Raw genomic sequence first — 24167 nt, forward strand, 5'->3', positions numbered from 1 at the left:
GGCCCCGCAGGCACGGGCCGGGCACCATCTGTGCCTGACCGCACCGCACCGGTACAGGTCGCGCCGCGCCGCGCCGCGATGGGACCACAAGACCTTCGGAACGGCCTGGTGCCCCGTCGTGAAGCCGGCTGTCGTCCAGTTCGCATGGTGGCTACCCGCAGGGGCCGCGGCGGGATGTCCCGGAGCGGTACGGGCGCCAAGCGCTCCCCCAGACCACGAGCGCCCTTGCCCCACACCGACGACGTACGACGCCACGTCACCGAGGGCCGCCTTCCGGCTCGGGAACTGGCCCCGTGCCACCGTCCCGGGAGTCTGACTCGTACGGCAATCTTCAATGAAGTGCGGTCACAGGGGTGTTCAGACCGGTCGGGCACGACCAGGACGGCATGCGTGAGCCATGTCACTCGCCGAGGGTGCATAGCGGGGCAGGGGCCAATGTCTTTATCGAGGGTGTAGGGGCGTGTTGAGGTGAGGGGTGACGCTGATGGGGCAGTTACGGGCCGATGAGTTCGACCGGTTCGTGGCGGCTCGGTGGTCGGCGTTGCTTCACCTGGCGCGGCTGTTCACCGGCGGAGACCGGCACCGGGCCGAGGATCTGCTGCAGGAAGCGCTCGTCAAACTGTGGTTCGCCTGGCCGAAGGTGGCCAAGGAGGCGCCCGAGGCGTATGTGCGCAGGGTCCTGGCCCGTGCTGCGGCTCGCTCGGCACGGCGTCGCTGGTGGGGCGAGCACCCTGTGGACCAGCTGCCCGACCCGCCCGAGGTGGCGGACGAGACCGCTGCCGTGGACGAGCAGACCCGGTTGGAGGCCGTGTTGGCGTTGCTGCCGGCGCGGCAGCGGGCCGCGGTGGTGCTGCGCTACTACCAAGACCTGCCCGAGCGGGATGTCGCGCAGGTACTGGGCTGTCCGGTGGGTACCGCCCGTTCACTGACGACCCGCGGCGTTGCACGGCTGCGTCAGCTTCTGGCTGAGGCAGAGCCGGTGGAGTGAGGAGGGAGCTATGGATCACTTCGAGCAGGAGCTGGCGCGGATGATGCGCGACAGCCAGGAGGACACGCTCTATGAGGACCGCCACCGAGACCGACTGCACGCCGGCGTTCGCGCACGCCGGCGGGCAAGAGCCGCCTGGACGGCGACCGGATCCGTACTGACCGTTGCCGGACTCGGAGTCGGACTGATGGTCATGCCGAGCTCCTTCGCTCAGGACGGCCCCACCGGCCCTCATCGCCGCCCCGGCACCCCCGCCGAGTCGGTCCCGATGCCGTCGACGCCCCGCCCCGTGCCCGGTGCCACGAAGGCGCCGATGCCGACCTGCACGTCAACCACCCGGCCGGTGCCGACGCCGTATCACCGCTCACCCTCCGAGCCTCCGATGCCCCCCCGCACATCACCCGCCAAGCCGGTTCCGATGCCGACCTGCGCTTCAACCACCGGTCCGGTGCCGATGCCGTACCGTCCCTGAACCGCCGATCCGGTTCCGACGGCGACACGCACCTCGACCGCCAGGTAGCGCCCTGGCCGCGTTCAAGCGGTCCCGATGGGTGTGTCCGGAAGCCCCGTGCCCGAACACCGGAGCGAGAGGGAGACGGCGGCGTCGTCTGCGCGCGCACCGCGCCCTGGGCACAACCAACAACCAAGTCGGCCACAGGCTCCTACCTCGCAACCCGCCGTGCGGGCGAGCTCCGCGCAGTACAGCGCTATGTATTCGTCGATCCTCAAGACAGTCGTCTCCCTGCCCTGAAAGTGACGGGAGGCGCAGGAGGCACCGTGCTCACCGCGTTCGCCCGAGCGTTCAAGACACCCGACCTGCGCAAGAAGCTGCTGTTCACACTGGGCATCATCGTGCTCTACCAGATCGGAGCGCACATCCCGGTCCCCGGCGTGAACTACGCGAACGTCGAGTTCTGCATGGAGCGGACCCACGCCAACAGCGGGTTGTTCGGCCTGGTGAACATGTTCAGCGGTGGTGCGCTGCTGCAGATCACGATCTTCGCGCTGGGGATCATGCCGTACATCACGGCGAGCATCATCCTCCAGCTGCTGACCGTGGTGATCCCGCGGTTGGAGGCCCTCAAGAAGGAGGGGCAGACCGGCCAGGCGAAGATCACCCAGTACACCCGCTATCTGACTGTGGCGCTCGCCGCCCTGGAGGGCACCGCTCTGGTGGCCGCCGCCCGCGGCCGTTCGCTCTTCCAGGGCTGCACGCGCCCGATCGTGCCCGACGACTCGGTCTTCACCACCCTCACGATGGTCATCACGATGACCGCCGGCACCTGCCTGGCCATGTGGCTCGGTGAGCTGGTCACCGACCGCGGTATCGGCAACGGCATGTCGATCCTGATGTTCATCTCGATCGCCGCCCGCTTCCCGGGCGCGCTGTGGCAGGTCAAGCTCCAGGGCAAGCTCGCCGACGGCTGGATCGAGTTCTTCGCGGTGATCGCGGTGGGCCTGGCGATGGTCGCGCTGGTGGTCTTCGTCGAGCAGGCGCAGCGGCGCATCCCGGTGCAGTACGCGAAGCGGATGATCGGCCGCCGGTCCTACGGCGGTACGTCCACCTACCTTCCGCTCAAGGTGAACCAGGCAGGGGTGATTCCCGTGATCTTCGCGTCGTCGCTGCTCTCCGTCCCGCCGCTCATCGCGCAGTTCAGCGGGTCGAAGGCGGCATGGGCGACCTGGACCGCCACCACCTTCACCAAGGGAGACAGCCCCGTCTACGTCGCCGCGTACGTCCTGTTGATCGTGTTCTTCGCCTTCTTCTACGTGGCCATCAGCTTCAATCCCGAAGAAGTCACCGACAACATGAAGAAGCACCGTGGCTTCATCCCGGGCATCCGGGCCGGTCGCCCGACGGCCGAGTACCTCAGCTACGTACTCAACCGGATCACGTGGCCGGGCTCGCTGTACCTGGGGCTGATCGCACTCGTACCCACAATGGAGTTGGTGCTCTTCAACGCGAACCAGAACTTCCCGTTCGGCGGGACGAGCATCCTCATCATCGTGAGTGTGGGCCTGGAGACCGTGAAGCAGATCGAGAGCCAGCTTCGCCAGCGCAACTACGAAGGATTCCTCCGCTGATGCGACTCGTCCTCGTCGGACCCCCGGGGGCCGGCAAGGGTACCCAGGCCGCGTACTTCGCCAAGAACCTCGCGATCCTGGAGGTTCGTCCCCGCCCTGAAGCCGCCCTGTGCGCATCCGCCTGCCCGTGGGCCGTCCCCGCACCCGGCCCGCTGCGCGACGCGGCGGGAGAGCGCGCACTTGCGGTCTGGCCTGCGTGTGCCGTCAAGGAGCCCCGTCACGCGCCGTATTGGCGGCCGCAGGCTCGTGCAGCGCCTTGGTCAGCGTGCCGGTGATTCCAGCGTCGGGCAGATCCGGTGCCGAACCAGGGCGGCTCCGGCTGCGACGGTGGCGAGCATCCCGACCAGTCCGATCGGCAAGCCGATGATGGCGTAGTACCCGAACAGGTAAGGGGCCAGGAAGCCGATCGCGCCGGCGACCAGGGCCGCCGCCAGGATGATGAGAGGGAGGGTCTTGGCCAGGGCCCGCACAGTCGCTTCGCGCGCGGGGGCGAGAAGTCGCTCAAGCTGCGCGGCCACGGAGCGCCGGACCATGAAGAAGGCGGCAAGCATGCACACACCCCATCCCACCCACATCACGGGGATGCCGGGATCGGGGTAATGGCGCACGTCCACCCGCACCCCTCCGCCGAGCGTGGTGACGAGGGATTCGTAGCTGCTGTCGAACACCCCGGCCCATCCCACGAACCAGAAGATCGTGGCGGCAAGGGCAGGGAGAGCGGCGCCCTTGGCTGCCGCGGCGGCGGTCTCCTTCAAGCGCGGGTGGGGGGAGAGCAGACCGCGTTCGACCGCCCAGGAGCCGGCGAGCACGTCCACGTCGCCACCGACGTAGGCGCGGACGTCCCGGCCGTCCAGGACCGCGGCGTCCAGGTCGGCGGCCAGCTCTTCGGCCATCTCCTGGGCCGTTTCCTCGTCCACCCCCAGGCGGCGCCACGCCTTCGTGGCCTGGGATATCGCATCCTCGACGAGCATCGTCACAGTCCCTTCCGTCCCGCCTCGGTGATCATGGTGGTGACGTTCATGGCGAACTCGCTCCAGTCGCGTCGCATCGACCGGAGCAACTGCAGACCCGCTTCGCTGGGCTTGTAGTAGGTGCGGGCGGGGCCGCCCTCGCCGGTGCGGCGTTCGACCTCGACGAGTTGGCGTTTACGCAGGCGCGCCAAGGCCGGGTAGATCGAGCCGTCCGCGACGTCCAGTCCGGCCTTGCCGAGCCGGACGGTCATCTCGTAGCCGTAGACGGGAGCCTCCGCCATCAAGGCGAGCAAGCACATGTCCAGCACGCCCCGAAGCCACTGGGCGTGCAGAGCGGATGTCTCCTCCATGGCCAGTACCTTACACAGCAAGAGTCATGCACAACAAGCTAGTGCGGTGCAAGGTAGTCGTCGTCTCCGGCAGGGCGGGGCGGCGTGCCCTGCGCGCGCTTCGTTTGTGTCGCCGGTCGCTACCGGGGCTTGAGGAGCGGTGCTATCTGGCGCTCGGTGACCTCGCCCATCTTGACGGTCGTGATCTTGCCCTGCGGGTCGACGATGAGGGTGAAGGGGATCGACTGCGCGTTGACCATGCCGCGGGGGAGCTTGAGGAGCTGCTTTCCCGACGGATCGTGCAGGGACGGGTAGCCGAGGTGGTACTCCCGCTGGAAGGCGCGTCCGTTGTCGGCGCTGGTGTCGTTGTCCATTCCCAGGACCTGGACGCCGCGCTTGGACCACTTGTCGTGGATCTTCTGCAGTTCGGGGGCCTCCCCCCGGCAGGGGCCGCACCAGGAGGCCCATACGTTCAGGACCACGAACTTCCCGCGGTAGTCGGACAGGCTGATCTTCTTGCCGTCCAGGGACGTGCCGGAGAAGTCGGGGGCCTGGGGCCGCTTGCCTTCGGGGAAGGTCTTGGTCAGTGGGTCGTCCGCGCTGGTCTCGCCGATGGTCTTGGTGGGGGCGCAGCCGGCGAGAAGGGCGCAGGCCACGGCCGCCCCCACGGCGGCGTGTCGGGTGATCCTCATGGCTCGTAGTGTGTCAGCGCCGCCCCGACAGCCGTGCTGTGGGGCGGCGCTGACGGCGGGTGGCATCAGCCGATGCCGCCGTACGCCTTCTTGCCCTTCACGCCGTAGCTGAAGACCAGGTAGTAGCTGCCTTCGGAGTAGTTCTTCCAGTCAGCCATGTACTCCGTGAAGTTGTCCTTCCACTTGATCGTCTGGATGAGCTTGTCGTTGCCGCCGCCCTTGCCCCCGACGACCTTGTAGGCCTTGGCCGTGAACGAGTGCCTGCCGTTGCCCTTGATGCTCATGTGGAGGAAGTGCTTGCCCTTGCTGACGTGGTGGGCAGCGGTGGTCTGGGTCCCGCCGTTGGTCGTCCAGGAGTCCTGCCACCTGTCGGCTGCGAACGAGCTGGTGGCCGCGCCGAGGGACAGGGCCGCTGCGACCGAGAGGACGCCGGCGGACTTCGCTATCGCGGATGCCTTCATGATGGTGCTCCTTGTGTGTGGTGTGGTCAGGACGTTGATTGCTGACCGGCCGTACGGGACGGGGTACTTGGCGGCGGATTACTTGGTGGCGGGTTACTTGAACTTGCCGTGGTAGCCGGTGAGGTCGGCCTCGGGGCATGTGGCGGAGCCGACCAGGCACATGGCGTTCGCGTACTTCCGCGTGTAAACGTTGGTGACCTTGCCGCCGTTGTAGATGTAGATGTGGTGGTTCGGCATCAGGCGGTGCTTGCCGGAGATGATCGACCAGTTCCCGCCCTTGGTCAGATGCATCGAGAGGGCACCGTCGATGGCGCCCTTGACGCCTGCCAGGCCCTTGCAGAAGGGGTTCGTGGCATGCGTGACCATGCGCACGTCCACGTAGTTGCTGCCGGAGCCCATCTTCTTGGCCTTCATGGACCTGCCGCTGGCGGTCTTCGTCGCCACGTGCCTGCCGGTGCTCTTGACGTAGACGTGGCTGGCGCCGATGTCCGCGAAGCCCTGGACCTTCTTGGACGACCAGGTGACGACGGCGTTCAGGGACGTGCGGTACTTGCCGGACTTCCAGTTGAAGCCGTGGCCGTCGCCGCCGAACTGGAACTTCGAGCCGTAGTCGCAGCCGGCACCGGGGGAGTTGATCCGCTTCTGGGGGATGAAGGTCATCCACGTCACGGTCGTCATCGAGGCGGCCGCCGAGCTCTTGGCGCGGTTGACGGCGGCGGTGCGCAGGGCCTGCCGGCTGTCGGAGGTCGGAGTGGTGACCTTCATGCCCCAGGCACGGGAGTCGGGGTTGCCGCCCTCGGGGAGGATCGGCGTGACCCGGTAGTCGTAGGTGGCGCCCGGCTTGACGGTGGTGTCGTGGAAGGTGGTGACGCCGGCGCCGAGGCTGGCGATGTCCTTGTCCCCACGGCTGACGACGTAGCGGGCGTCGGGGGCGTAGCCCTTCCAGGACAGGTCGACGAAGCCCGCGCCGGCGGCGCTGGTGATGCCCTGACCGCTCTGGGACCGGTCGACGACCGCCGCGCGCCCGGAGTCGGTGCCCAGGACGGCGAAGCCCTGGGCCTTGAGGGCCTTGCCGTCGGCGCTGGTGGCGCTGACTCCGCTGAGGTCGTCGAGGGCGTCGGACCGGACGGCGGAGAGCGTGAAGGCGGAGGCCTTGTGGGCCGCGGGAGCGGGCGCGGGAGAGGGGGCGGCGGATGCCTGCACGCCGGCGGCCAGCAGGGCCACCGGCACCGAGACCAGACCTGCCTTGTAAAGGGTGGAGCGGGCTATACCCATGGAATATCTCCTTTGTTTGCGGCGGCGGGGGTTTTGCAGTGCGGGGGTGGTTGGTGCGCGGAGGAGATTTGGTGTGTGTGGGGGGGCGGTTTTGCCGGTGAGGGGTTGTTCAGGGTGTGCGAGGTCGCTGGGTGTATGCGGCCGTAACCCGTTTGTGGTGGTGGCTCTTTGAGGGCCGACCCGCCGGTCGCCGCCGTTGCGTGCGGTGGCATGATGAGAAGTGCGGGACCCCCCTATCCCGCGCATACGACACGGAATTGAGGAAGTCGTCATGAGCACCGGCCGAAGCAATAGCGACAGTCCCGCGACTTTGTACGGCCCGGTTTCTCTCGGTCTGGGGTTCGTCGCCGTCTGCGCTTCCGTCTTCAGCGGCTATATCGGCATCGCGTTCGCGCTGCTGGCGGGCGCGCTGGCGGTGACGTTCGGCCTGCTCGGGGTGGCCGGCGGCGTCAACCGGGGTCAGTCCCTGGCCGGGCTGCTCATCGGGAGCGTCGGCGTGATCTTCTTCGCCGTCATCGTCGGCGGGTTCTGACCCGCTCGGGTCAGGAGAGGGCCCAGTGCTGCTTGACGATGTCGCTGTGCTTGTCCGAGTACTTGGCCAGGTAGGGCTTGTAGCCCACCGCGTTGCTCGGCGCGGTGATCGCGGTGTAGTTCCACGGGTAGATGATCTTCGAGCCGGACACGGCGAACCGCTGGCCGCGCCAGCGGGCCGCACTGCAGGTGTTCTGGACGAGCTTGCCGGACTTGTTCTCCAGGCACTTTCCCGACTTGTCGTTGTGGAACGTGTAGGTGGCGCTGCCCGGATTACCGGCGACCTTGAGGGTCCACCGCTGCGACTTGTCCGTCTTGCTGCACTTGGCGAGCACCAGCCGCGCGCCGTTCTTCTTGCTCCCGCCGAACGACAGGCACCGCTCGACCCCCTTGGGCGTCCAGACCTTCTGGAGCCGGGTGTGCGCGTAGGGGTTCTTCGCCGCCGTCGCCGCGTCGGCCGTGACGACAGAGCCCCCGATCAGTGCCGTCGAGGCCGCCGCGACGACCATTCCGTACGATGCCTTGCGCATGCGCAACTCTCCCACTCGCCTTTGCCTCTTATGGGATAGCGGTGCGCCTTTCAACTTCCCGGCCGGGTTCAGGAAAGGCCCGCTCCACCCATGGATCCGAACAGACCGCACCACACGTCGACTTGAGCAAGCGATTCCCCTGCCCCAAGGACATCGTGATGTGGTCGCCCTGCGAGCTTAGAGAAGATCCCAGCCTGCCGGTATTGTCCGAAGGGACCTGCCCAAAAGGGCAATTGCTGCGCTGAGGTAGCGTTCTTTCCCTCTCCCCCACAGGGCAGTTGAACGGAATCCCGATGAAGAACCTCTCCCCCCGCACGCGCGTCCTGCTGGGCGTCGGCGCGGTCACCGCCTTGACGGCATCCGTCGCGCTGGTCCGGCTCGCCGACCGGCCGTCCTACGCGATCATTGCCGCGCCCTTCGCGGAGAACTCCGTCTGCCGCGGCCTGGACGGCGACTATCCGGGACGGCTCGCGGGGCAGGAGCGGACCACCACGGACGTTGCGGGGGCCGCGGTGTGGGGGGACGGCGCGATCATCCTGCGCTGCGGGCTGCCGACACCGAAGCCGAGCACCGACCCCTGCGTCACCGCCGATGGCGTCGACTGGGTCCTCCGGAGCGCGAAGGGCACCGACACCAGCAAGACGATCGTCACCTATGGGCGTTCGCCGGCTGTCGAGGTCACCATGGACGCCTCGGTCAAGGCACCCGATGCCGTCATGATCGACCTGGCCCGGCTGGTCAAGCCGATACGGCAGGTCAAGAAGTGCATCGCCGCCGCCGGTTGAGGGGTGTCCCCTCGCCCTCATGGCGCGAGGGCGAGGGGACCGCGCGTCATGCGGCAGACATCGCCCGTCGGCTCTGCGCAAGGATCCCCGGCAGGTGCCGCGAACACAGCGGATCCGTGCACAGCCTGGCGTGCGAGAGCACCGAGACGACCACGGCTTGCACCCTGGTCTCCAGCCGGAGCTTCTCCACAATCCGTGCCACGTGTGCCTTCACCGTGCGTTCCGCGATTCCCAACTCCCGCGCCAGCTGACGGTTTGCCAGACCGGTCCCGAGAAGGAGAAGAACCTCCTGCTCGCGGTCTGTCAGCCTCTCCAACTTCCGGATTCCGCGTTCCGGATCCTCTCCGGTGCGGCGGTAGGGACAGGCAGTCTCTCCCGCATCGGACCGTTCGGTCATTCCGGTCCTTTCTGATCGCCGCTCTTCCCCCGCGGACCCCCGTGGCCACGTGCTGCGGCGACCGTCTTTCACTCTAACGCGCAGGTCAGACAGGGGCATGTCAGCGCCGGGGCCTCGCCATGGCGCTCAAGACTCAGGCCCGGCCCAGGGGTTCACCCCCCAAGCCGGGCCTCTGTGTCGTCCGGGCCGCATGGTGTCGAGTCCCACGTTCTGGGCGTACCCGGCGAACAGGAATCACAAGCAGTTGCGGTTTTTGAAACTGGATGGCAGTGTTGCAGATATGACGCCCGATGAGCTCCGGTCCGGCCCCGCCGAGCAGCTGGCCGTGATCAACGCCTCCCCAGACCTGTCCCGTTCCGCTTCCGTGCGTGAACGCGCCGTCGGCCTGGCCACCCTCGCCGTCCTCTACGTCGGCCTGGTCACGGCCATGGAGTGCGATCTGCCTCGCGTTGCCGGACTCGGCGTCTACCTCGCCGCGTTGGTCCTTCTGCTCGCCTGGAACGGCCACCACGACGACGCGGCCCGCAGGCGGCCCCACGCTCGTCTGGAGAAGGCCGCGCGGTTCGGTGGCGTCGCCCTGCTGTCCATCCCCGGCATCAACCTCATCTTCGGCCAGGGGCCCGACACCTTCGTCGGTCACCTCGTCACCGCCGCGATCCCCACCGTGTGCGCCGCGGTCTACCTCGTCCTGCGCTGGAAGCGGTGACCGGTGGCAGACGACACCGCGGCACGGCAGCCGCGCGAGGTGCTGGCCAATCTCATCCATTCCCCGAACCGCCTGGCCATCCTGGCCACCCTCAACCGGGTCCAGCACGTGGCCTTCGCCGACCTGCGCGAGAGCCTGCACCTGACCGCACCGGAGCTCTCCCGCCAGATCGCGATCCTGGAGAAGGAAGGGATGGTGGAGGTCGCCAAGCTGCGCGTCAAACGCGTCGCCGTCACCCACGTCCGTCTCTCCGACACCGGACGCGAACGCTTCGCCTCGTATCTGGCCGATCTGCACGCCATCGTGGACGGATGAGGCCCTCGACCGCCCGCGCGCACCGCGACGCGGACGAACGGGGCCTGCGCCGCGCCATGCCGCAGGCCCCGTTCGCGCTCTCGCCGGCTACGCCCAGATGCAGGTGACGGCGGCGACGGCGAGGGACGCGGCCAGCCCCGCGGCGCCACCCTTGCCCGCGATCTTGATTCCGCGCTTGGCCGCTTCCTTGATGCCGATCTCGGCGACCTTCCGCCAGTTCTTCTTCTTGATGTGCTCCCTGACCTTCTCCACGACACCGCTGATGCCACCGACACCGATCGCATTGAGCAGGCACATCTCGTAGGACATGCGCTTCACGCGCTTCGGGCCCTGCCCGCCCAGCTCCTTGTGGGACTGGATGGCGTCGGCGAACTCGACGCCGAACTTCGCCTTGGTGGCCTCGTAGTCGAACTTGCCGTCGGCGTCGAGGTGTTCCCCCTTGTCGATCGCCTCGAGGTAGCGGGCGACCTGGTCGATCTGCTCCTGCGTGACCTGATCGTCCTGCACCACGGCGGCGGCCTCGTCCGCCGGGGCGTAGGCCTGCGCGACACCGGTGGCGCCCACGGACAGGGCACAGACGGCGGATATGAGCATGGCGCTGATACGCATACGCGTGTTCACGTGAGAGGTTCCCTTGCGTGTCGATACGCAGGGAGAAGGATCGCCGCGTTGCCGTGCACGGCGTCGCGGGGCCATGCGGACCCGCCCGGATTCCCCCTGCCATAACTGCCCCGGCTGCCTTGGTCAGTAGCCCCGGGGTTGAACGGCGTGAACCTATCGACCCTGATCACACGCATTCAAAGCGCAACGACACCTTCCGCGCCAATAGCCGCCTTTGACCGTTTTATTGGGTCGGTTGACGGGTGCCGGACCCCCGCCACCCGACGGGGGTGTCCGTCCGGTCGGCCGTCTCCCGGTACGGCTCGGGCGCCGGCCGGCACGGCAGTACCGCGTGGACCGTGAAACCGCCGTCCGGGGTCGGCATGGCCCGGAGCGCACCTCCCAGGAGGGACGCCCGCTCGCGCAGACCGGCGAGCCCCCGACCGGAGGAGGAGCGGTGGGAGAGGCCGGCCGGCGGTCCGGTGTCGCAGCCGGGAGGAGGGGCGTTGCGCACCTCGACGTGCAGCGCGCCACCGTCGGGGAACGCCGAGAGGGTGACGGTGACCTCGCTGCCCGGCGCGTGCTTGACCACGTTGGTCAGGGCCTCCTGCACGGTGCGGTAGGCGGCGTGCTCCGCCTCCGGCGACAACGGCCCCGTCGGCGGGCGGTGCTCGATACGCACCGCGAGCCCGCTGGCCGCGACGAGGGCGGACAGATCGGCGAGGCCCGGCGGGCCGGCGGGGTCCGCGGTGCCGCGCAGCGCGCCCAGCATGACGTGGAGTTCGTCGAGGGTCCTGGTGCCCAGCTCATTGATGTGTTCACCGCTTCTGCGGGCCCGGGGGTCCGATGACGTCAGGGCCAGTGCCCCGGCCTCCACGGAGATCAGGCTCACCTGATGGGACACCACGTCGTGCATCTCGCGGGCGAGCCGGGCGCGTTCGGCCGTGATGGCCTTCTCGGCCACCAGCATGCGCTCCCGCTCCTGGCTCGCTTTGAGCTCGGTGAGCCGGGCCGCCAGCTCACGGCGGGTACGGGCCAGCCGCCCCAGCGCCGTCGGCCCCCCGACGAACAAGGCGGGGCCCAGCAGCGCGGCGCCCCACTCGTGCGCCTTCCACGAGCGGACCTCCGCCAGTGACGACGGTGTCGCGGCGACCAGGAACATCACGGCGGCGCAGCCGTAGACGAGGAGCCGGCCGGGCAGGGCGGCGGCCGCCGTGCCCAGGGCGCACATCGGCGCGAGCCACAGATATCCGCTGACCGCGGCGGGAACCGTGACGAGCGCGACCGCGAGCGGCCACCGCCTGCGCAGCGCCAGGGCCGTCACGGCCAGCACATAGGCGGCGATCGTCGCCGGTCCGACCTGGTCGATGACGGTGACCAGCTCCGCGGCGGCAACAGCGACGATCACTGCGTCCAGGGCCCATTGCGGGGGACGACACCTCATGACCGCTCGGCGCTCGTCTCGCCTCGGCTCGCGCGATCGGTCCCCCCGTACCCGGCCCTGACCGATTCGGCCAGGACCGCCGCCTGGACGCGGTTGGCCGCGCCCAGCTTGGCGAGGAGCGAGCTGACATGGTCCTTGACCGTGCACCGGCTGAGGAAGAGCCGCTCGGCGATCTCGCCGTTGGTCATCCCCGTGGGCAGTAGCTCCAGCACGTCCCGTTCCCGTTCGGTCAGCGGGGCGCCGGCCTGCGCACGGGGACCAAAACCGTCGGGGACGGTGCGCGCGAAGGAACGCGCGACCGAGTGGGTGATCCGTGAGGACAGGGCGCTGCCTCCCGCGGCGAGCAGCCGCACGCCCGGGATCAGCTCCTGGGCCGCGGTGTCCTTGAGGAAGAAGCCGGCGGCGCCGGCGGCCAGTGCCCGTGCGACGTTCTCATCGGTCCCGAAGCCGGTCAGCATGGCCACGACGGGCGGGTCGTCGAGCTCGCGCAGTGCCGCCAGCACCTCCAGCCCGCTGACATCGGGCATGTAGATGTCGACGAGCGCGACCTGGGGCCGGTGCCGTACGGCCAGGTCCACGGCTTCGAGACCGTCACAGGTCACGGACACGCGGATGTCGTCGGCGCTCTCCAGGATCCTTTCCAGGCCGTACCGCAACAGCTTGTCGTCGTCGACGACCATCACATTCACGGGAGGCACGGAACCACTCACCTAGAAAGGAAAAATCAGACTAATGCTGCCCGGTGCACCTTATCCGATGCTTTTCAGCCTCCTCTGATCACGAAGCGGGGCGCATACCGCGTCATCCGTTCCGTGCGGTGCGACGGCCGTTGGAGGCGAGGTCGCGTTCGAGGGGGGTGCGGTAGCAGGGGGTGACGCGGGTGCCGGCGAGGAAGGTGGTCAGGCGGGTGATCTCGTCGTCGACGGCGGTGCGGGCTTCCTGGCCGGGGTCGGTGAGGAGGTGGTGGTTGATGTGGCCGTCGGGGCGCTGGGCCCAGGCGCCGATGATGCGGCCGTGCCACCAGATGGTGGGGCCGATGTTGCCGTTGCGGTCGAAGAGGGCCTTGGTGTGGTCGGGGTCGAGGTACCAGTCGCGGTGGCGCCAGCCCATGGCCGTGGGGTCGAGGCCGGGCAGGAGGGCAGCGCCCGGCTCGGGGAGGCCGGGGACAGCGTCGAGGTCCTCGGGGAGGAGGTAGCCGGTGCCCTCGTCGAGTTCGACGGCCTGGGCGCCGGTGGCGGCCAGTGCCGTGCGGGTGTCGGTGAGGTTCCAGCCGGTCCACCACTTCAGGTCGTCCACGGTGACCGGGCCGAACGCCGCGAGGTAGTGACGGGCCAGCGTGGTCCTCGCCTCGGCCACGGGGAGGTGCGGCAGGGGCCGGGCCGGGGCCCACCGGAACTGTGCGGAGGTCCACGAACCGGCGGGCCGGGCCCGGCGGATGCGGCCCTCGGCGGCGAGCACGCCCAGGACGGAGGCGCTGGCCCGCTGCCGCGACTCATAGGGCTTGCCGGGCGAGAGGACGATCTGCTCGCGCAGGGCGGGTATGTCCGCGGCGAGTTGGGCGGCGGTGGCCTCGCCGCGGGCCGTGAGGGCGGCGAGGGTGGCCTGCTCGGCGGCCGTGTAGCCGCGCTCGTCCCAGCCGAGGGTGTCGCGGAGCCTCGCCATGGTGTCGGCGCGGTGGCGGTGGGTGTCGCGGACGGTAGCGGACCGGACGGCCGGGGCCAGGGGGGCGGGGAGGACGAACATGGTGCGGCGCATGCACCGGATGCGCTCCAGCGCCGGGGCGCCGGCGGCGGTGTCGTAGAGAGGCCGTTCGACGGCGGCGACGCTGGGCCGGTGCATGCGGGCGGCCGTGGCGAGGAAGACGGTGGCGGGGTCGGTGGCGTGCAGGCCGATCAGCGCCTCGGCCACCGCCTCGGCCGTCCTCTCCCGCACGGAGGGTGCGAGGAGGTGACGGCGGACGAGGCGGGCGCGGCGCTGGGCTGCGGTGACGCGGGGAAGAACGCTCATGCTCGCTAACGGGTCAGTGGGTGCCGTGGATGCAGAAGGGCTGGCCGGAGGGGTCGAGCAGGACCGTCCAGTACTTTCCGCCGGGCTGGTGGGCGGGCTTGGTGGCGCCCAGCTGCAGTAGTCGCTCCTCCGCCGCTCGGACGTCGGGGAAGGAGAAGTCCATGTGGAAGGGCAGTTCCTCCTCGGGCCAGTTGGGGGCCTGGTAGGAGGCGGAGGTGTAGAAGAGGTACATCGCCCCGTCGACGTGGAGGGCGAAGGCGACGTCGTTCCCGTCCTTGTCGGGGTAGGTCCGAGAGACCTCGGTGCCGAGGGCGGTGGCGTAGAAGTCGGCGAGCCGTCGTCCGTCCCGGGCCCACAGGGCGTGGCACATGATCTTCCCGGACAGGGTGACGGGGCCGGTGCTGCTGTTCTCGTTGCTCATGGGAGTGCTCTCTCGCGTGCGGCGGGGGTCAGCGGACGACCTTGACGCCGAAGTGGGTGCCGAAGCCCAGGGCGAAGCCGATGGCGCTGTGCATGTGGGCGTACATCTCCATGCCGCGGGCGGCGACGATGCCGCCGAGGTCGAGGACGTCGTCCCAGCCGTAGGACGTGAGCAGGTCGGTGACCTGCCGCCGGGCGTCGGCGTCCTCGCCGGCGACGAACATGGTGTGGTCCCCGCCGCCGACGGCCTTCGGGTCGACGACGGTGTCCTGCTCCTGGGTGACGAACGCCTTGACGACCTTGGTGCGCGGCAGGGCGCGCTGGATGCGCTCGCCGAGGCTGTCGCTGTCGCAGGGGTCGAGGACGGGCATGGTGCCCCAGGGGGTGGGCCAGGGGTGCTCGATGTCGGGGTTGTAGACGAACGGCACGGCGTAGTCGACGAGCGTCTTGCCGGCGAGCTGGTCGGCGATGGCGGACAGGGCCGCCACCGCGTTGTGGCCGTCGATGCCGTTGATGACGAGGTCGCCCTCGGCGGCGGCGTCGCCGAAGGTGTGCAGCCCGGTGCCGGGGTGCTCGGCGAGGAACTGCCGGTAGGGCGGGGTGCCCATCATGTCGGGCTCGGTGCGGGCCAGGGTGGCCTTCGGGTCACGGGTGCCGACGTGGACCTCGTGGCCGAGTTCGGCGAGCTTGGCGATGTGGGCGCGGGCACCGCTACCGGTACCGAGAACAGCGATCTTCATGGGTAACCTCCCGGTTTGATCTGTTTTGATCCGTTCGGACGGATCCACCGTAGAGGGCATTCAGGACAGCGGGTGTCCTTTGACGGCGGCATCATGGAATTCATGACCAGCGACATGACCGCCCGGATGCTGCGCCTGCTGTCCCTGCTGCAGACCCGTCGGGAGTGGTCCGGCGCCGACCTCGCCGAGCGCCTCTCGGTGACCGTGCGCACCGTCCGCCGGGACATGGACCGGCTGCGTGAGCTGGGCTATCCCGTCGACAGCACCCGTGGACACGCCGGCGGCTACCGCCTCACCTCCGGCAGCGACCTGCCGCCCCTGCTGCTGGACGACGACGAGGCGGTCGCCGTCGCGGTCGCCCTGCGCACCGCCGCGGGCGGCCTGACCGGCATCGAGGAGACCGCCGTACGGGCCCTGGCCAAGCTCGAACAGGTCCTGCCGCGTCGCCTGCGCGGCCAGGTCACGGCCCTCCAGACGTCCCTGGCGGGCATCGCCTGGGAGACCCGCGGGCCACGCGCGGACCCGGGCCTCCTCGCGGCCTTCGCCGTCGCGTGCCGCGATCACGAGATCGTCGCGTTCGACTACACCACCCGCCACGGCGGTACGGCGCGGCGCCGCGTGGAGCCCTGCCATGTCGTCTCCTCCGGCGCCCTGTGGTACCTCCTGGCCCACGACACCGACAAGGACGACTGGCGCCTCTTCCGCCTCGACCGCATCTCCGGTGCCGTGCCCACCGGGCACCGCGTCCCGCCCCGCGCCGTACCCGGCGGCAACCCCGCCGCCTTCGTCGCCGGCCGGCTGTCCGCCGCCCCCACCCGCTACCGCGCCCTCGCCACCGTCCAGGCGTCCGCCGAGCACGTCCGCGCCCGCACCCGGGGGCTGGCCACCCGTCTGCAACCCGTCGACGAGCACACCTGCCGCGTCGACGCCTCCGACGACCACTTGCCCCGTATCGCCCAGACCCTGGCCGATCTCGACGCCGACTACACCCTCGACGCCGACCCCGACGTCCTCAGCCATCTCCGCGACACCGCCCACCGCGTCCTGCGCGCCACGGGATGAGATGTGGGTCCGGCCCTGCCTGCCGGGTGCGTCAGGCCTGCCGGGTGGGCAGCACGATCGCCTGGCGCAGGTTCACATGGCGGGCGCGGCTCGTGGTGTAGGCGATCAGGTCGGCGATGTCGTCCGCCGACAGACCGATCAGCGCGTCGAACATGCCGTCCAGCCGGCCGGACAGCTCGGCGTTGTCGATGTGGCCGCCCAGCTCCGTGTCCGTCAGGCCCGGTTCGATGTTGGTGACGCGGACGTCGCGCGGGCCCAGCTCCGTGCGCAGGGACTGCGAGAGGTAGGTGAGTGCGGCCTTCGTCGCGCCGTACACCGCGTAGTGGGGGAAGGTGAGGTGCGCGCCGATGGAGGAGATGTTCACCAGGTCCGCCGTGCGGCCGGCCTCCGCCACCGCGATCAGGTCCGGCGTGAACGCGCGGATGACGCGCAGCGCGCCGGCCACGTTCGTGTCCAGCATGCGCTGCCACTCGTCGGCGCGGCCGTCGGTGACGGGGTTCGGCAGCATCACGCCCGCCGCGTTGACCACGAGGTCCGCCTCGCCGTACGCGGCGTGGACCCGGTCGACCGCCGCATCCACCGAAGCCGCGTCGGTGACGTCGGTGGCGACCGCGAGGGCCTGCCCGCCGTCCGCCTCGATCCTGGCGGCCAGCTCGGTCAGCCGATCGGCCCGGCGGGCGAGCAGCGCCACCCGCACGCCGTGCGAGGCGAGCAGCCGGGCGGTGGCCTCGCCCATACCGCTGGCGGCTCCGGTGACGACGGCGGTGCGGCCGATGAGGGTGTCGTATGCCATGGGGACTCCTGGGTCGGTGGTGGTACGAGAGGGGCGCCGCCGGGTGTCTCCCGGCGATGACCACCACCCTGCGCCGGGCCGCCGCGCCTACCCAGGGCTGCCGTTTTCCTGGGTCCGGCAGTACCAGGAACCAGCCGGTCCCGGGACCTAGGATCGCCGGCATGGACATACCCGTCGGCCGGGAACTCGGCGACTTCCTGCGCTCGCGACGCGCCCGCATCCGGCCCGAGGAGGTCGGGCTGCCAGGTCACGGCAGGCGGCGGGTGCCGGGCCTGCGCCGTGAGGAGGTCGCCCACCTCGCGGGCGTCAGTGTCGACTACTACATCCGCCTCGAACAGGGCCGCGGCCCCTCGGTCTCGGACGCGGTCCTCGACGCCATCGGGCGGGTCCTGCGCCTCGACGACACCGAGCAGGAGTATCTGCGCACGGTGGCCAGGCCCGCCGACCGCCGCGCCTCCGGTGCCCGTCGTACCTCCGCCGCCGGTTCCGCCCCCCAGAGGGTCCGCCCGGGGCTGCGACTCCTCCTGGACACCCTCGACCGGGCCCCGGCGTTCGTACTCGGCCGCCGCATGGACGTGCTGGCGTGGAACGACCTGGGCGACGCCGTCCTCGGCTTCTCGCAGCTGCCGCCCGAGGAGCGCAACATGCCACGCCAGGTGTTCCTCAACCCGCTGACGCGTGAGCTGTACCCGGACTGGCCGGCGGTGGCCGCGGAGACGGTGGCCCATCTGCGCCTGGACGCGGGGAGACATCCGCAGGACCGGCGACTGGCCACGCTGGTGGGCGAACTGTCGCTGGGCAGCGAGGACTTCCGCAGACTGTGGGCGGACCACCAGGTCAAGGAGAAGAGCTACGGGTCCAAGCGCATGGTGCACCCCGTGGTGGGCGAACTCACCCTGCCCTACGAGACGTTGACCGTTCCCGGGGAGCCGGACCAGATGCTGGTGGTCTACACGCCGAAGCCCGGTACGCGGACGGAGGAGCGCCTGAGGCTCCTGGCCAGCTGGGCGGCGACACCCAACGGTTGTTAGTGAGGCGTTATCGGTGCGCTAGCGATCTCCGTCAGAGTCATGTGCGTCCAAGGGCGTTGATGAAGGGCGGCGGGGGTCTTCGGCTTCTCGCCCGCCCATTGAACGGGGGAGCACGAAATGCGGAAGACGCGGAAGGCGACGGCGCCGGGCACCGACGGTCGCGCCGGTGGTATGCGCGAGTTACCGGGGTCGCCGATTCCCCGCACGGGGGCGCGGCGGCGCGATCGGTCACCTTCTCTCTTTCGGAGTTGACCACGGCGCGGTCCGTCGAAGCGCAGGGACAGGACCAGCAGCGTTACGGAGGCGCGCGGGTCCGACAAAGGCCCTCGGAAAACCCTTGAAGACTTCGGAGCGTAATCCTCCGTCGACCCTCCGTTGAGAATTCTCCTTTTCGGGGCCGAAGCGGAACCTCGACATCCGCCACCCCATCTTTCTGGGCGTCCCAATTTCCTCTGGGCGACCCACACACCAGAACTTCGAACGAATGCGATGGGGACCGTCATGCGCGAATTCAGCCGTCGAGGCATAGTCGGGCTCGGAATAGGGGCGGCGGCCGCGCTCTCCGTGGCCGGCTGCTCGCCCTCCGGGTCGTCGACCTCCGACAAGGTCGGCACCAAGCCCGGAAAGGCAAAGAGCAAGCCGATAGGCGACGGCTCGACCGCGTACACCGGAAAGCAGCCCAACCAGCCGCCCGCACCGGAGAAGCTGGAGCCGGGCCAGAAGCCGCCGCAGTTCGTCGTCTTCTCGTGGGACGGGGCGGGCGAGGTGGGCAACGGCCTCTTCCCGCGGTTCCGCAAGCTCGCCAAGGAACACAACGCCTCGATGACCTTCTTCCTCTCCGGGCTGTATCTGCTGCCCGAGTCGAAGAGGCGGCTGTACCGGCCGCCGAACAACCCCGTCGGCGCCTCCGACATCGAGCTGCTCACCGATGAGCACATCAAGGTGACGCTGAAGAACCTGCGCGCGGCGTGGCTGGAGGGCCACGAGATAGGCACCCACTTCAACGGCCACTTCTGCGGCGAGGGCCGCGGCTCGGTGAAGCACTGGACGCCCGCCCAGTGGGACGACGAGATCGAGCAGGCCATGTCCTTCGTCACCAAGTGGCGGACCAACACCGGCTTCACCGACCTCGAACCGCTGCCCTTCGACTACAGCAAGGAGCTGGTCGGCGGCCGTACGCCGTGCCTGCTCGGCCAGGAGAACCTGCTGCCGACGGCGAGGAAGCGCGGCTGGCGGTACGACGCCAGCTCGCCCGGCGGCCTCCAGGTCTGGCCCACCAAGAAGCAGGGCATCTGGGACTTCCCCCTCCAGGGGATACCGTTCCCCGGCCACAGCTTCCCGGTCCTGTCGATGGACTACAACATCCTGGCCAACCAGTCGAAGAACTCCACCAAGGCCCCGCCGGCCAACTACCCGGGCTGGCGCAAGCAGGCCACGGGGGCGTACATCGCCGGTTTCCAGCGGGCCTACGAGACCAACCGGGCGCCGTTCTTCATCGGCAACCACTTCGAGCAGTGGAACGGCGGCATCTACATGGACGCCGTCGAGGAGGCGATCAAGCACATCGCCGACGAGAAGCACAAGGACGTCCGGATGGTCTCCTTCCGCCAGCTCTGCGACTGGCTGGACGCCCAGGACCCGAAGGTCCTGGCCGGCCTGCGCGGGCTCGGTGTGGGTCAGCAGTTCACCGGGCGCGGCTGACGGCCCCGGTCGGGGGGCGCTCCTCCCCGCTCCACGCGAAAGCCCCAGGCCGACCGAGCGGCCTGGGGCTCGTGGGCGTTCGGGGCTCGTGGGCGTGCACGGGGGCGAGGGGTTCGACCGGTGACGCCGTCGAGGCGCCGGGTCCCTGCGCACGCAAACCGCAGTTCAATGGAAGCAGAGCGGCGTGCCGCCGAGCACGCCTGAGCAAGGGAAGAGCCTCCCGGCACCGGATGAGGAGAGACCCATGTACCGACGTCTCTTCCGAGCGGGTGCCGTCGTCGGCGCCGCGCTTTCGGCCCTGATCGTCGGCGGCGCGGCCCAAGCCGCCGTCGCCGCGCCCCACGTTCCCGCATCGCACCGGATGGCCGCCGCCCAGCACCCTCGGCTCGTACCGGAGGAGTGCGGGGTGGTGCCCGTGATCACGCCCGTCACCGTCCACGGCAAGAAGACCTTCACCACCATGTGGTACTTCAACTGCACGCTCAAGGAACCACAGCCCGCTCAGGAACCGCCTCCCTGAGAGGGGCGGCGACCGGTGGCGTGCGAACGCCGGTGGAGGAACCACAGGCCCCCCAGGAGCAGGGAGAGCACCACCAGGGCGATCAGAGCGGTGCCCCAGAAGCCGCCGACCAGCCGGACCCCCGCGAGGGCGAGCCCGGCGGCGGCAAGGACGGGCAGCAGGGTCAGGGCCAGGAAGCGCAGGACGACGGCGACACCGGCGGCCCTGGGCAGGCGGGTGAACGGCCGCCGGTGCCTCGCCCGGTCCCCGGTGGCACCGGGCGAGTAGTACCGCACAGCCTTGTCCGCCAGTCGCAGGGTGCTCTGCCGGTAGAGCACGGCGAGCGCGGGCACCCAGATCAGGGGGAGCACCATCCCCACGAGGAACAGGGCGCCGAGCAGGGCCGTCGACAGGGCCCGACGCAGTCTGCTGGGCTTGTCGCCGCCCGTGAGGCCGAGCACGGCGGCCATCCTGACGATGAGTGACCAGCGGGTACGTCGGGGGAGGTGGCCGTGGCCACCCGGGGGATGGCGGCTCACCTCGGCAAGGGCCCGGCCGGCCGCCTCGGTCGACGGGTACACGTCCTGCAGGACCAGGATGTCGGCGACCCGTTGTTCGCTGCAGGGGTCGTGGCCGGCGACGGCGGCCAGTTCGAGCACCATCGTCGCCTGCGACAACAAGGCCGCCACGAAGCTCACCGGCATCAGGACGATGAACGGCCCACCCAGTGCGGCGCCGTCGACGATCGTCATCCGCGTCCCGTGGGCGATCGCGTCATGACCGAGCTCATCGGCTCCGGCCAGGGGCTTTCGCCGTCTGCGGCGGGCCACCGCGGCAGACGCTCGCGGCCCGAACCGCCGTACGGCGAAGAAGGCCAGCTGCTCGGGCATGTGCTGCGGGTCCGCCCAGATCATCGGCAGCAGCGCCTGGGCCTCGACCGTCACCGGCTCGTCCGCGCGGGCGGAGCGCGCCTGGGGCCCGTTCCGTTCACCGCCGTTCATCCGGTACCGGCTCTTCTGCGCCGTCGCACGGGCCCTCGACCGCCGCGTGGACCTTCGGCGCGCGGCACGGCTCCTCGCCCCCTTTCGGCCGGCCGCTCACCGGTCGGCCGGATTCGACAATGCGACGTTCTCCGATGCGGATTCGACGTTCCGGGTACCCGATTCGGCGTTCCCGGGTGCCGGCGTGGGTTGGATACCGGGGAGTGGGGACGTACGAAGACGGGACGTACCGAAGACGGGACATGCCGAGACGGGACGTTGCCCGTTTCGTCAGCCCTGGGCCGGCAGCCTCGTCACGCCGTCCTACGCCGTCCTACGCGGTCTCCAGCTCCGTGACGATTTCGGCGAAACCGAGCGCGCGCAGAACGCTGCCGGCCGCGTCGACCACCCGCGCGCTGCCGACGATCGGCGCGATCGCCACACAGACGGCCTTGGCGTCCTCGGCGGTCAGGCCGGCCTCTTTCGCCACGCTGAGATTGGCCAGGTACGAGGCGGGCGCGGCGTCCATCGCGATGAGCGCCGCCAACCGCACGAGGTGGTAGGTGCGCTCGTCGAGGCCGGAATTGGGCAGCGTTTCGATGGTCATCCGGGCCAACTGCTCGAAGACCGGGTGCTCACCTTGCGCCAGGGCGCCCAGGGCTCGTTCGGGAGCTTGTCCTGCTGTCATGATCAGCGACCTTCTCACTCCATGTGTCCTGCAGAACCACACAGGCCGCGCGGGAAGGAAAGGCCGAGCAGGAAGGACCCTCAACGCAGGAAGTGCCTATATCCATGGCATTCCTTCGCGGGCCCGGCGTCAAATGCTCCCGGCCCGCGCGGCGGAGGGACCGGCCGGTGCTCCGGACGGCCGCGGATCAGCTGTCCGAGCAAGCATCTGCCGGACGGGGAGCCGACGGACCGGGGAGCCGTCGGACGGGGAGCCGGCAGTCGAGGAGCCGTCAGTCGAGGACGGGGTAGTCGGTGTAGCCGCGCTGGTCGCCGCCGTAGAAGGTGGCCGGGTCCGGTGCGGTGAACGGTCCGCCCAGGGCCAGCCGGCGGGGCAGGTCGGGGTTGGCCAGGAACAGCGCGCCGAAGGCGATCAGGTCCGCCAGCCCCTCCTCGACCAGGGGCAGCGCCTCGTGGGCGGTGGGCTGCGGGTGGGTGAAGGGGTTGAGGACGAACGCGGTCGGCCACGCCTGCCTCAGCTGCCGGGTCAGCTCCCGGTCCGGGCCCTCCATGACGTGCAGATAGGCCAGATTCATGGGCGCCAGCCGCGCCACCAGGGCGCCGTAGAGCTCGGCGGGGTCCTCCTCGACGATGTCGTTGTACGGGTTGCCCGGCGAGACGCGGAAGCCGACCCGTTCACCACCGACGGCGTCGGCCACGGCGGCGGCGATCTCGACGCCGAGGCGGATACGGCCCTCGACGGAGCCTCCCCAGCCGTCGGTGCGCTGGTTGGCGTTGGCGGAGAGGAACTGGTGGATCAGGTAGCCGTTCGCGCCGTGGACCTCCACTCCGTCGAAGCCGGCGGCGATCGCGTTGCGGGCCGCGGCGGCGAAGTCGGCGATCGTCTGCGCGATCTCCTGCTCGCTCAGCTCCCGGGGCACCACGAAGTCCTTCGGGCCCTCATGGGTGAAGACCTGTCCCTGGGCGGCCACGGCCGAGGGTCCGACCGGCACCAGGCCGTCGGGCAGCAGGCTGGGGTGTCCGATCCGGCCGGTGTGCATGAGCTGGGCGAAGATCACCCCGCCGCGCTCGTGGACCGCCTGGGTGACCGGTCGCCACGCCTCGACCTGGGCCTGGCTGTGCAGCCCGGGGGTGTCCGGGTAGCCCTGCCCGACGACGCTGGGCTGGATGCCCTCGGTGACGATCAGGCCGGCCGACGCCCGCTGGCCGTAGTACACGGCCATCTCGGGTGTCGGGGTCGCGCCGGGTCCGAAGGCACGGCTCCGCGTCATCGGGGCCATCGCGATCCGGTTCGCGAGCTTGGCGCCGGCCAGATCGAACGAGTCGAACGCAGTGGACATGACTGACTCCTCCAAGGGTGGGTGCGGGGTGGGAGAGGGTGCCGCAACACCTTCAGCATGGCACATTACTTGTTCGAGCAACAAACTTCCCCCGAGTAGGCTCATCGGGGCCGTTCACCCGTAGCCTGGGCTGCTTCTTGCCTGGGCAAGTACGATGGCCGGACGCATTGCCCGCCGGCCCGCCCGCCGGGGACGAAGGAGTTACTCGTGGCCGATGAGCCCACCCCGCCGCCCACGGCACGCCGACGGTCCGCCCGCGACACCGCCCCGCCGGCCGGCGGGGCCCTGCCCGCGACGGCGCGCAGCGGTCCCCTCAGCCACGCCGTCTTCCGCACCGCCCGCCTGCACCGGGCGGCCGCCGCGCACCTGCTGCGCTCCACCGGCCTCTACACCGGCCAGGAGCTGCTGATGATGCACCTGTGGGAGAACGGACCGCAGACCCAGTCGGAGCTGGTCCGCCTCCTGGACGCCGAGCCGTCCACCGTCACCCGCATGGTCAAGCGCCTGGAGCAGGGCGGCTTCGTCCGCCGCCGGCCCTCCGCCACCGACCGGCGGGTGATGACGGTCGAGGCCACCACCGCCAGCCAGGCCCTGCGCCGCCAGGTCGAGAGCGCCTGGCAGGAGCTGGAGCAGACCACCGTCGGCGGGCTCACCGACGCCGAGCGCGACACCCTCGGCGCCCTGATGCGCAAGGTGGAGGACAACCTCAGCCGGGCACTCGGCTCCTGGGCCCAGGACGCCTAGGCAGCCGCGGAGCGGGCCCCCGTCGGCCGGTATGTTCGAAACGGCCATCGCCGC

The 24167-nt window shown here is 70.0% G+C and carries 28 protein-coding genes and 1 pseudogene; 12 read left to right on the top strand and 17 right to left on the bottom strand.

What is annotated here, in order from left to right; all coding sequences use genetic code 11:
- Positions 1–484: 484 nt before the first annotated feature.
- From ACFWZH_RS00330 to ACFWZH_RS00340, 3 genes and pseudogenes are all read left to right on the top strand, one after another.
- Positions 485–988: a SigE family RNA polymerase sigma factor gene (locus tag ACFWZH_RS00330; RefSeq protein WP_384424588.1), complete on the top strand. Its 504-nt coding sequence runs from the start codon at positions 485–487 to the stop codon at positions 986–988.
- A gap of 777 nt (positions 989–1765) precedes the next feature.
- On the top strand, positions 1766–3073 hold the full coding sequence (gene secY, locus ACFWZH_RS00335) for a preprotein translocase subunit SecY (RefSeq protein WP_384424029.1): 1308 nt from the start codon (positions 1766–1768) through the stop codon (positions 3071–3073).
- A pseudogene (locus ACFWZH_RS00340) lies at positions 3073–3150 on the top strand (adenylate kinase); the annotation flags it as partial. The gene secY and the pseudogene ACFWZH_RS00340, both read left to right, overlap by 1 nt.
- Positions 3151–3333: 183 nt before the next feature.
- Here the strand turns inward: ACFWZH_RS00340 and ACFWZH_RS00345 are convergent.
- The 5 genes from ACFWZH_RS00345 to ACFWZH_RS00365 all read right to left on the bottom strand — a co-directional run bounded on the left by ACFWZH_RS00345 (position 3334) and on the right by ACFWZH_RS00365 (position 6801).
- Positions 3334–4050, bottom strand: a complete 717-nt coding sequence (locus ACFWZH_RS00345) for a hypothetical protein (protein WP_384424030.1) — start codon at positions 4048–4050, stop codon at positions 3334–3336.
- Positions 4047–4394, bottom strand: a complete 348-nt coding sequence (locus ACFWZH_RS00350; protein ID WP_384424031.1) for a PadR family transcriptional regulator — start codon at positions 4392–4394, stop codon at positions 4047–4049. Before ACFWZH_RS00350 ends, ACFWZH_RS00345 begins: the two co-directional genes overlap by 4 nt.
- A gap of 119 nt (positions 4395–4513) precedes the next feature.
- Positions 4514–5065, bottom strand: a complete 552-nt coding sequence (locus ACFWZH_RS00355) for a TlpA family protein disulfide reductase (RefSeq protein ID WP_384424032.1) — start codon at positions 5063–5065, stop codon at positions 4514–4516.
- A 65-nt stretch (positions 5066–5130) separates the two neighbouring features.
- Positions 5131–5526, bottom strand: a complete 396-nt coding sequence (locus ACFWZH_RS00360; RefSeq protein WP_384424033.1) for a hypothetical protein — start codon at positions 5524–5526, stop codon at positions 5131–5133.
- Positions 5527–5619: 93 nt separating this feature from the next.
- Complete coding sequence (locus tag ACFWZH_RS00365) at positions 5620–6801, bottom strand: hypothetical protein (RefSeq protein WP_384424034.1); 1182 nt, start codon at positions 6799–6801, stop codon at positions 5620–5622.
- Between the two features lie 271 nt (positions 6802–7072).
- On the opposite strand from ACFWZH_RS00365, the gene ACFWZH_RS00370 reads away from it, so the two are divergent.
- Complete coding sequence (locus ACFWZH_RS00370; RefSeq protein ID WP_384424035.1) at positions 7073–7333, top strand: hypothetical protein; 261 nt, start codon at positions 7073–7075, stop codon at positions 7331–7333.
- A 10-nt stretch (positions 7334–7343) separates the two neighbouring features.
- Here ACFWZH_RS00370 and ACFWZH_RS00375 read toward each other — a convergent pair whose 3' ends face one another.
- Positions 7344–7862, bottom strand: a complete 519-nt coding sequence (locus tag ACFWZH_RS00375) for a ricin-type beta-trefoil lectin domain protein (RefSeq protein ID WP_384424036.1) — start codon at positions 7860–7862, stop codon at positions 7344–7346.
- A gap of 293 nt (positions 7863–8155) precedes the next feature.
- Here ACFWZH_RS00375 and ACFWZH_RS00380 point away from each other — a divergent pair, with 293 nt between their 5' ends.
- A complete protein-coding gene (locus ACFWZH_RS00380; RefSeq protein WP_384424037.1) occupies positions 8156–8647 on the top strand; it encodes a DUF3515 family protein in 492 nt (163 codons plus the stop codon).
- Positions 8648–8693: 46 nt separating this feature from the next.
- Here the strand turns inward: ACFWZH_RS00380 and ACFWZH_RS00385 are convergent, their stop codons facing one another.
- A complete protein-coding gene (locus tag ACFWZH_RS00385; protein WP_384424038.1) occupies positions 8694–9044 on the bottom strand; it encodes a response regulator transcription factor in 351 nt (116 codons plus the stop codon).
- 280 nt (positions 9045–9324) lie between these two features.
- Here ACFWZH_RS00385 and ACFWZH_RS00390 point away from each other — a divergent pair, with 280 nt between their 5' ends.
- Together ACFWZH_RS00390 and ACFWZH_RS00395 are read left to right on the top strand one after the other, a co-directional pair.
- Positions 9325–9750 (top strand): hypothetical protein, encoded by a 426-nt coding sequence (locus tag ACFWZH_RS00390; protein WP_384424039.1) that lies wholly within the window; start codon positions 9325–9327, stop codon positions 9748–9750.
- Between the two features lie 3 nt (positions 9751–9753).
- Positions 9754–10065, top strand: coding sequence for a transcriptional regulator (locus ACFWZH_RS00395; protein ID WP_384424040.1), 312 nt, complete (start codon positions 9754–9756; stop codon positions 10063–10065).
- Positions 10066–10152: 87 nt separating this feature from the next.
- Here the strand turns inward: ACFWZH_RS00395 and ACFWZH_RS00400 are convergent, their stop codons facing one another.
- The 6 genes from ACFWZH_RS00400 to ACFWZH_RS00425 form a co-directional block, all read right to left on the bottom strand.
- Entirely contained in the window at positions 10153–10686 is a 534-nt protein-coding gene (locus ACFWZH_RS00400) for a hypothetical protein (protein ID WP_384424041.1), read from the bottom strand.
- A gap of 223 nt (positions 10687–10909) precedes the next feature.
- A complete protein-coding gene (locus ACFWZH_RS00405; protein ID WP_384424042.1) occupies positions 10910–12073 on the bottom strand; it encodes a sensor histidine kinase in 1164 nt (387 codons plus the stop codon).
- A gap of 32 nt (positions 12074–12105) precedes the next feature.
- Positions 12106–12789: a response regulator gene (locus tag ACFWZH_RS00410; RefSeq protein ID WP_384424590.1), complete on the bottom strand. Its 684-nt coding sequence runs from the start codon at positions 12787–12789 to the stop codon at positions 12106–12108.
- Between the two features lie 121 nt (positions 12790–12910).
- The gene (locus tag ACFWZH_RS00415) at positions 12911–14116 is read right to left on the bottom strand and encodes a winged helix DNA-binding domain-containing protein (protein ID WP_384424043.1); all 1206 of its coding nucleotides are present in this window, start codon (positions 14114–14116) and stop codon (positions 12911–12913) included.
- A gap of 13 nt (positions 14117–14129) precedes the next feature.
- Complete coding sequence (locus ACFWZH_RS00420; RefSeq protein ID WP_384424044.1) at positions 14130–14537, bottom strand: VOC family protein; 408 nt, start codon at positions 14535–14537, stop codon at positions 14130–14132.
- Between the two features lie 28 nt (positions 14538–14565).
- A complete protein-coding gene (locus ACFWZH_RS00425; protein ID WP_384424045.1) occupies positions 14566–15276 on the bottom strand; it encodes an NADPH-dependent F420 reductase in 711 nt (236 codons plus the stop codon).
- A gap of 102 nt (positions 15277–15378) precedes the next feature.
- Here ACFWZH_RS00425 and ACFWZH_RS00430 point away from each other — a divergent pair, with 102 nt between their 5' ends.
- A complete protein-coding gene (locus tag ACFWZH_RS00430) occupies positions 15379–16338 on the top strand; it encodes a helix-turn-helix transcriptional regulator (RefSeq protein ID WP_384424046.1) in 960 nt (319 codons plus the stop codon).
- Positions 16339–16369: 31 nt separating this feature from the next.
- On the opposite strand, the gene ACFWZH_RS00435 is transcribed toward ACFWZH_RS00430, so the two are convergent.
- Complete coding sequence (locus ACFWZH_RS00435) at positions 16370–17131, bottom strand: SDR family oxidoreductase (RefSeq protein WP_384424047.1); 762 nt, start codon at positions 17129–17131, stop codon at positions 16370–16372.
- Positions 17132–17292: 161 nt separating this feature from the next.
- Between ACFWZH_RS00435 and ACFWZH_RS00440 the strand changes: the two genes are divergently transcribed.
- The 3 genes from ACFWZH_RS00440 (at position 17293) to ACFWZH_RS00450 (ending at position 20383) form a co-directional block, all read left to right on the top strand.
- Positions 17293–18162: a helix-turn-helix transcriptional regulator gene (locus ACFWZH_RS00440; RefSeq protein WP_384424048.1), complete on the top strand. Its 870-nt coding sequence runs from the start codon at positions 17293–17295 to the stop codon at positions 18160–18162.
- A 501-nt stretch (positions 18163–18663) separates the two neighbouring features.
- Positions 18664–19863 (top strand): hypothetical protein, encoded by a 1200-nt coding sequence (locus ACFWZH_RS00445; RefSeq protein WP_384424049.1) that lies wholly within the window; start codon positions 18664–18666, stop codon positions 19861–19863.
- A gap of 244 nt (positions 19864–20107) precedes the next feature.
- The gene (locus ACFWZH_RS00450; RefSeq protein ID WP_384424050.1) at positions 20108–20383 is read left to right on the top strand and encodes a hypothetical protein; all 276 of its coding nucleotides are present in this window, start codon (positions 20108–20110) and stop codon (positions 20381–20383) included.
- Here ACFWZH_RS00450 and ACFWZH_RS00455 read toward each other — a convergent pair.
- The 3 genes from ACFWZH_RS00455 to ACFWZH_RS00465 form a co-directional block, all read right to left on the bottom strand.
- Positions 20365–21363: a hypothetical protein gene (locus tag ACFWZH_RS00455; RefSeq protein ID WP_384424051.1), complete on the bottom strand. Its 999-nt coding sequence runs from the start codon at positions 21361–21363 to the stop codon at positions 20365–20367. The two genes, ACFWZH_RS00450 and ACFWZH_RS00455, sit on opposite strands and share 19 nt — an antisense overlap.
- A gap of 313 nt (positions 21364–21676) precedes the next feature.
- Positions 21677–22030 carry a carboxymuconolactone decarboxylase family protein gene (locus ACFWZH_RS00460; protein WP_384424052.1) on the bottom strand — a complete coding sequence of 118 codons (354 nt, stop codon included), beginning with the start codon at positions 22028–22030 and terminating at the stop codon, positions 21677–21679.
- Between the two features lie 271 nt (positions 22031–22301).
- Entirely contained in the window at positions 22302–23369 is a 1068-nt protein-coding gene (locus tag ACFWZH_RS00465) for an alkene reductase (RefSeq protein WP_384424053.1), read from the bottom strand.
- A 207-nt stretch (positions 23370–23576) separates the two neighbouring features.
- Between ACFWZH_RS00465 and ACFWZH_RS00470 the strand changes: the two genes are divergently transcribed.
- Positions 23577–24113, top strand: a complete 537-nt coding sequence (locus tag ACFWZH_RS00470) for a MarR family winged helix-turn-helix transcriptional regulator (protein ID WP_384424054.1) — start codon at positions 23577–23579, stop codon at positions 24111–24113.
- Positions 24114–24167: the final 54 nt, after the last annotated feature.

It is taken from the genome of Streptomyces sp. NPDC059008 (assembly GCF_042749045.1).
GTDB lineage: Bacteria > Actinomycetota > Actinomycetes > Streptomycetales > Streptomycetaceae > Streptomyces.

What these genes read in the sequence shown, in the direction of transcription:
- ACFWZH_RS00330 (WP_384424588.1), top strand. Translation starts at nt 485, where the DNA reads ATGGGGCAGTTACGGGCCGATGAGTTCGACCGGTTCGTGGCGGCTCGG.
- ACFWZH_RS00350 (WP_384424031.1), bottom strand. Translation starts at nt 4,394, where the DNA reads ATGGAGGAGACATCCGCTCTGCACGCCCAGTGGCTTCGGGGCGTGCTG.
- ACFWZH_RS00355 (WP_384424032.1), bottom strand. Translation starts at nt 5,065, where the DNA reads ATGAGGATCACCCGACACGCCGCCGTGGGGGCGGCCGTGGCCTGCGCC.
- ACFWZH_RS00360 (WP_384424033.1), bottom strand. Translation starts at nt 5,526, where the DNA reads ATGAAGGCATCCGCGATAGCGAAGTCCGCCGGCGTCCTCTCGGTCGCA.
- ACFWZH_RS00365 (WP_384424034.1), bottom strand. Translation starts at nt 6,801, where the DNA reads ATGGGTATAGCCCGCTCCACCCTTTACAAGGCAGGTCTGGTCTCGGTG.
- ACFWZH_RS00370 (WP_384424035.1), top strand. Translation starts at nt 7,073, where the DNA reads ATGAGCACCGGCCGAAGCAATAGCGACAGTCCCGCGACTTTGTACGGC.
- ACFWZH_RS00375 (WP_384424036.1), bottom strand. Translation starts at nt 7,862, where the DNA reads ATGCGCAAGGCATCGTACGGAATGGTCGTCGCGGCGGCCTCGACGGCA.
- ACFWZH_RS00380 (WP_384424037.1), top strand. Translation starts at nt 8,156, where the DNA reads ATGAAGAACCTCTCCCCCCGCACGCGCGTCCTGCTGGGCGTCGGCGCG.
- ACFWZH_RS00385 (WP_384424038.1), bottom strand. Translation starts at nt 9,044, where the DNA reads ATGACCGAACGGTCCGATGCGGGAGAGACTGCCTGTCCCTACCGCCGC.
- ACFWZH_RS00390 (WP_384424039.1), top strand. Translation starts at nt 9,325, where the DNA reads ATGACGCCCGATGAGCTCCGGTCCGGCCCCGCCGAGCAGCTGGCCGTG.
- ACFWZH_RS00410 (WP_384424590.1), bottom strand. Translation starts at nt 12,789, where the DNA reads ATGGTCGTCGACGACGACAAGCTGTTGCGGTACGGCCTGGAAAGGATC.
- ACFWZH_RS00415 (WP_384424043.1), bottom strand. Translation starts at nt 14,116, where the DNA reads ATGAGCGTTCTTCCCCGCGTCACCGCAGCCCAGCGCCGCGCCCGCCTC.
- ACFWZH_RS00420 (WP_384424044.1), bottom strand. Translation starts at nt 14,537, where the DNA reads ATGAGCAACGAGAACAGCAGCACCGGCCCCGTCACCCTGTCCGGGAAG.
- ACFWZH_RS00425 (WP_384424045.1), bottom strand. Translation starts at nt 15,276, where the DNA reads ATGAAGATCGCTGTTCTCGGTACCGGTAGCGGTGCCCGCGCCCACATC.
- ACFWZH_RS00430 (WP_384424046.1), top strand. Translation starts at nt 15,379, where the DNA reads ATGACCAGCGACATGACCGCCCGGATGCTGCGCCTGCTGTCCCTGCTG.
- ACFWZH_RS00435 (WP_384424047.1), bottom strand. Translation starts at nt 17,131, where the DNA reads ATGGCATACGACACCCTCATCGGCCGCACCGCCGTCGTCACCGGAGCC.
- ACFWZH_RS00440 (WP_384424048.1), top strand. Translation starts at nt 17,293, where the DNA reads ATGGACATACCCGTCGGCCGGGAACTCGGCGACTTCCTGCGCTCGCGA.
- ACFWZH_RS00445 (WP_384424049.1), top strand. Translation starts at nt 18,664, where the DNA reads ATGCGCGAATTCAGCCGTCGAGGCATAGTCGGGCTCGGAATAGGGGCG.
- ACFWZH_RS00450 (WP_384424050.1), top strand. Translation starts at nt 20,108, where the DNA reads ATGTACCGACGTCTCTTCCGAGCGGGTGCCGTCGTCGGCGCCGCGCTT.
- ACFWZH_RS00455 (WP_384424051.1), bottom strand. Translation starts at nt 21,363, where the DNA reads ATGAACGGCGGTGAACGGAACGGGCCCCAGGCGCGCTCCGCCCGCGCG.
- ACFWZH_RS00460 (WP_384424052.1), bottom strand. Translation starts at nt 22,030, where the DNA reads ATGACAGCAGGACAAGCTCCCGAACGAGCCCTGGGCGCCCTGGCGCAA.
- ACFWZH_RS00465 (WP_384424053.1), bottom strand. Translation starts at nt 23,369, where the DNA reads ATGTCCACTGCGTTCGACTCGTTCGATCTGGCCGGCGCCAAGCTCGCG.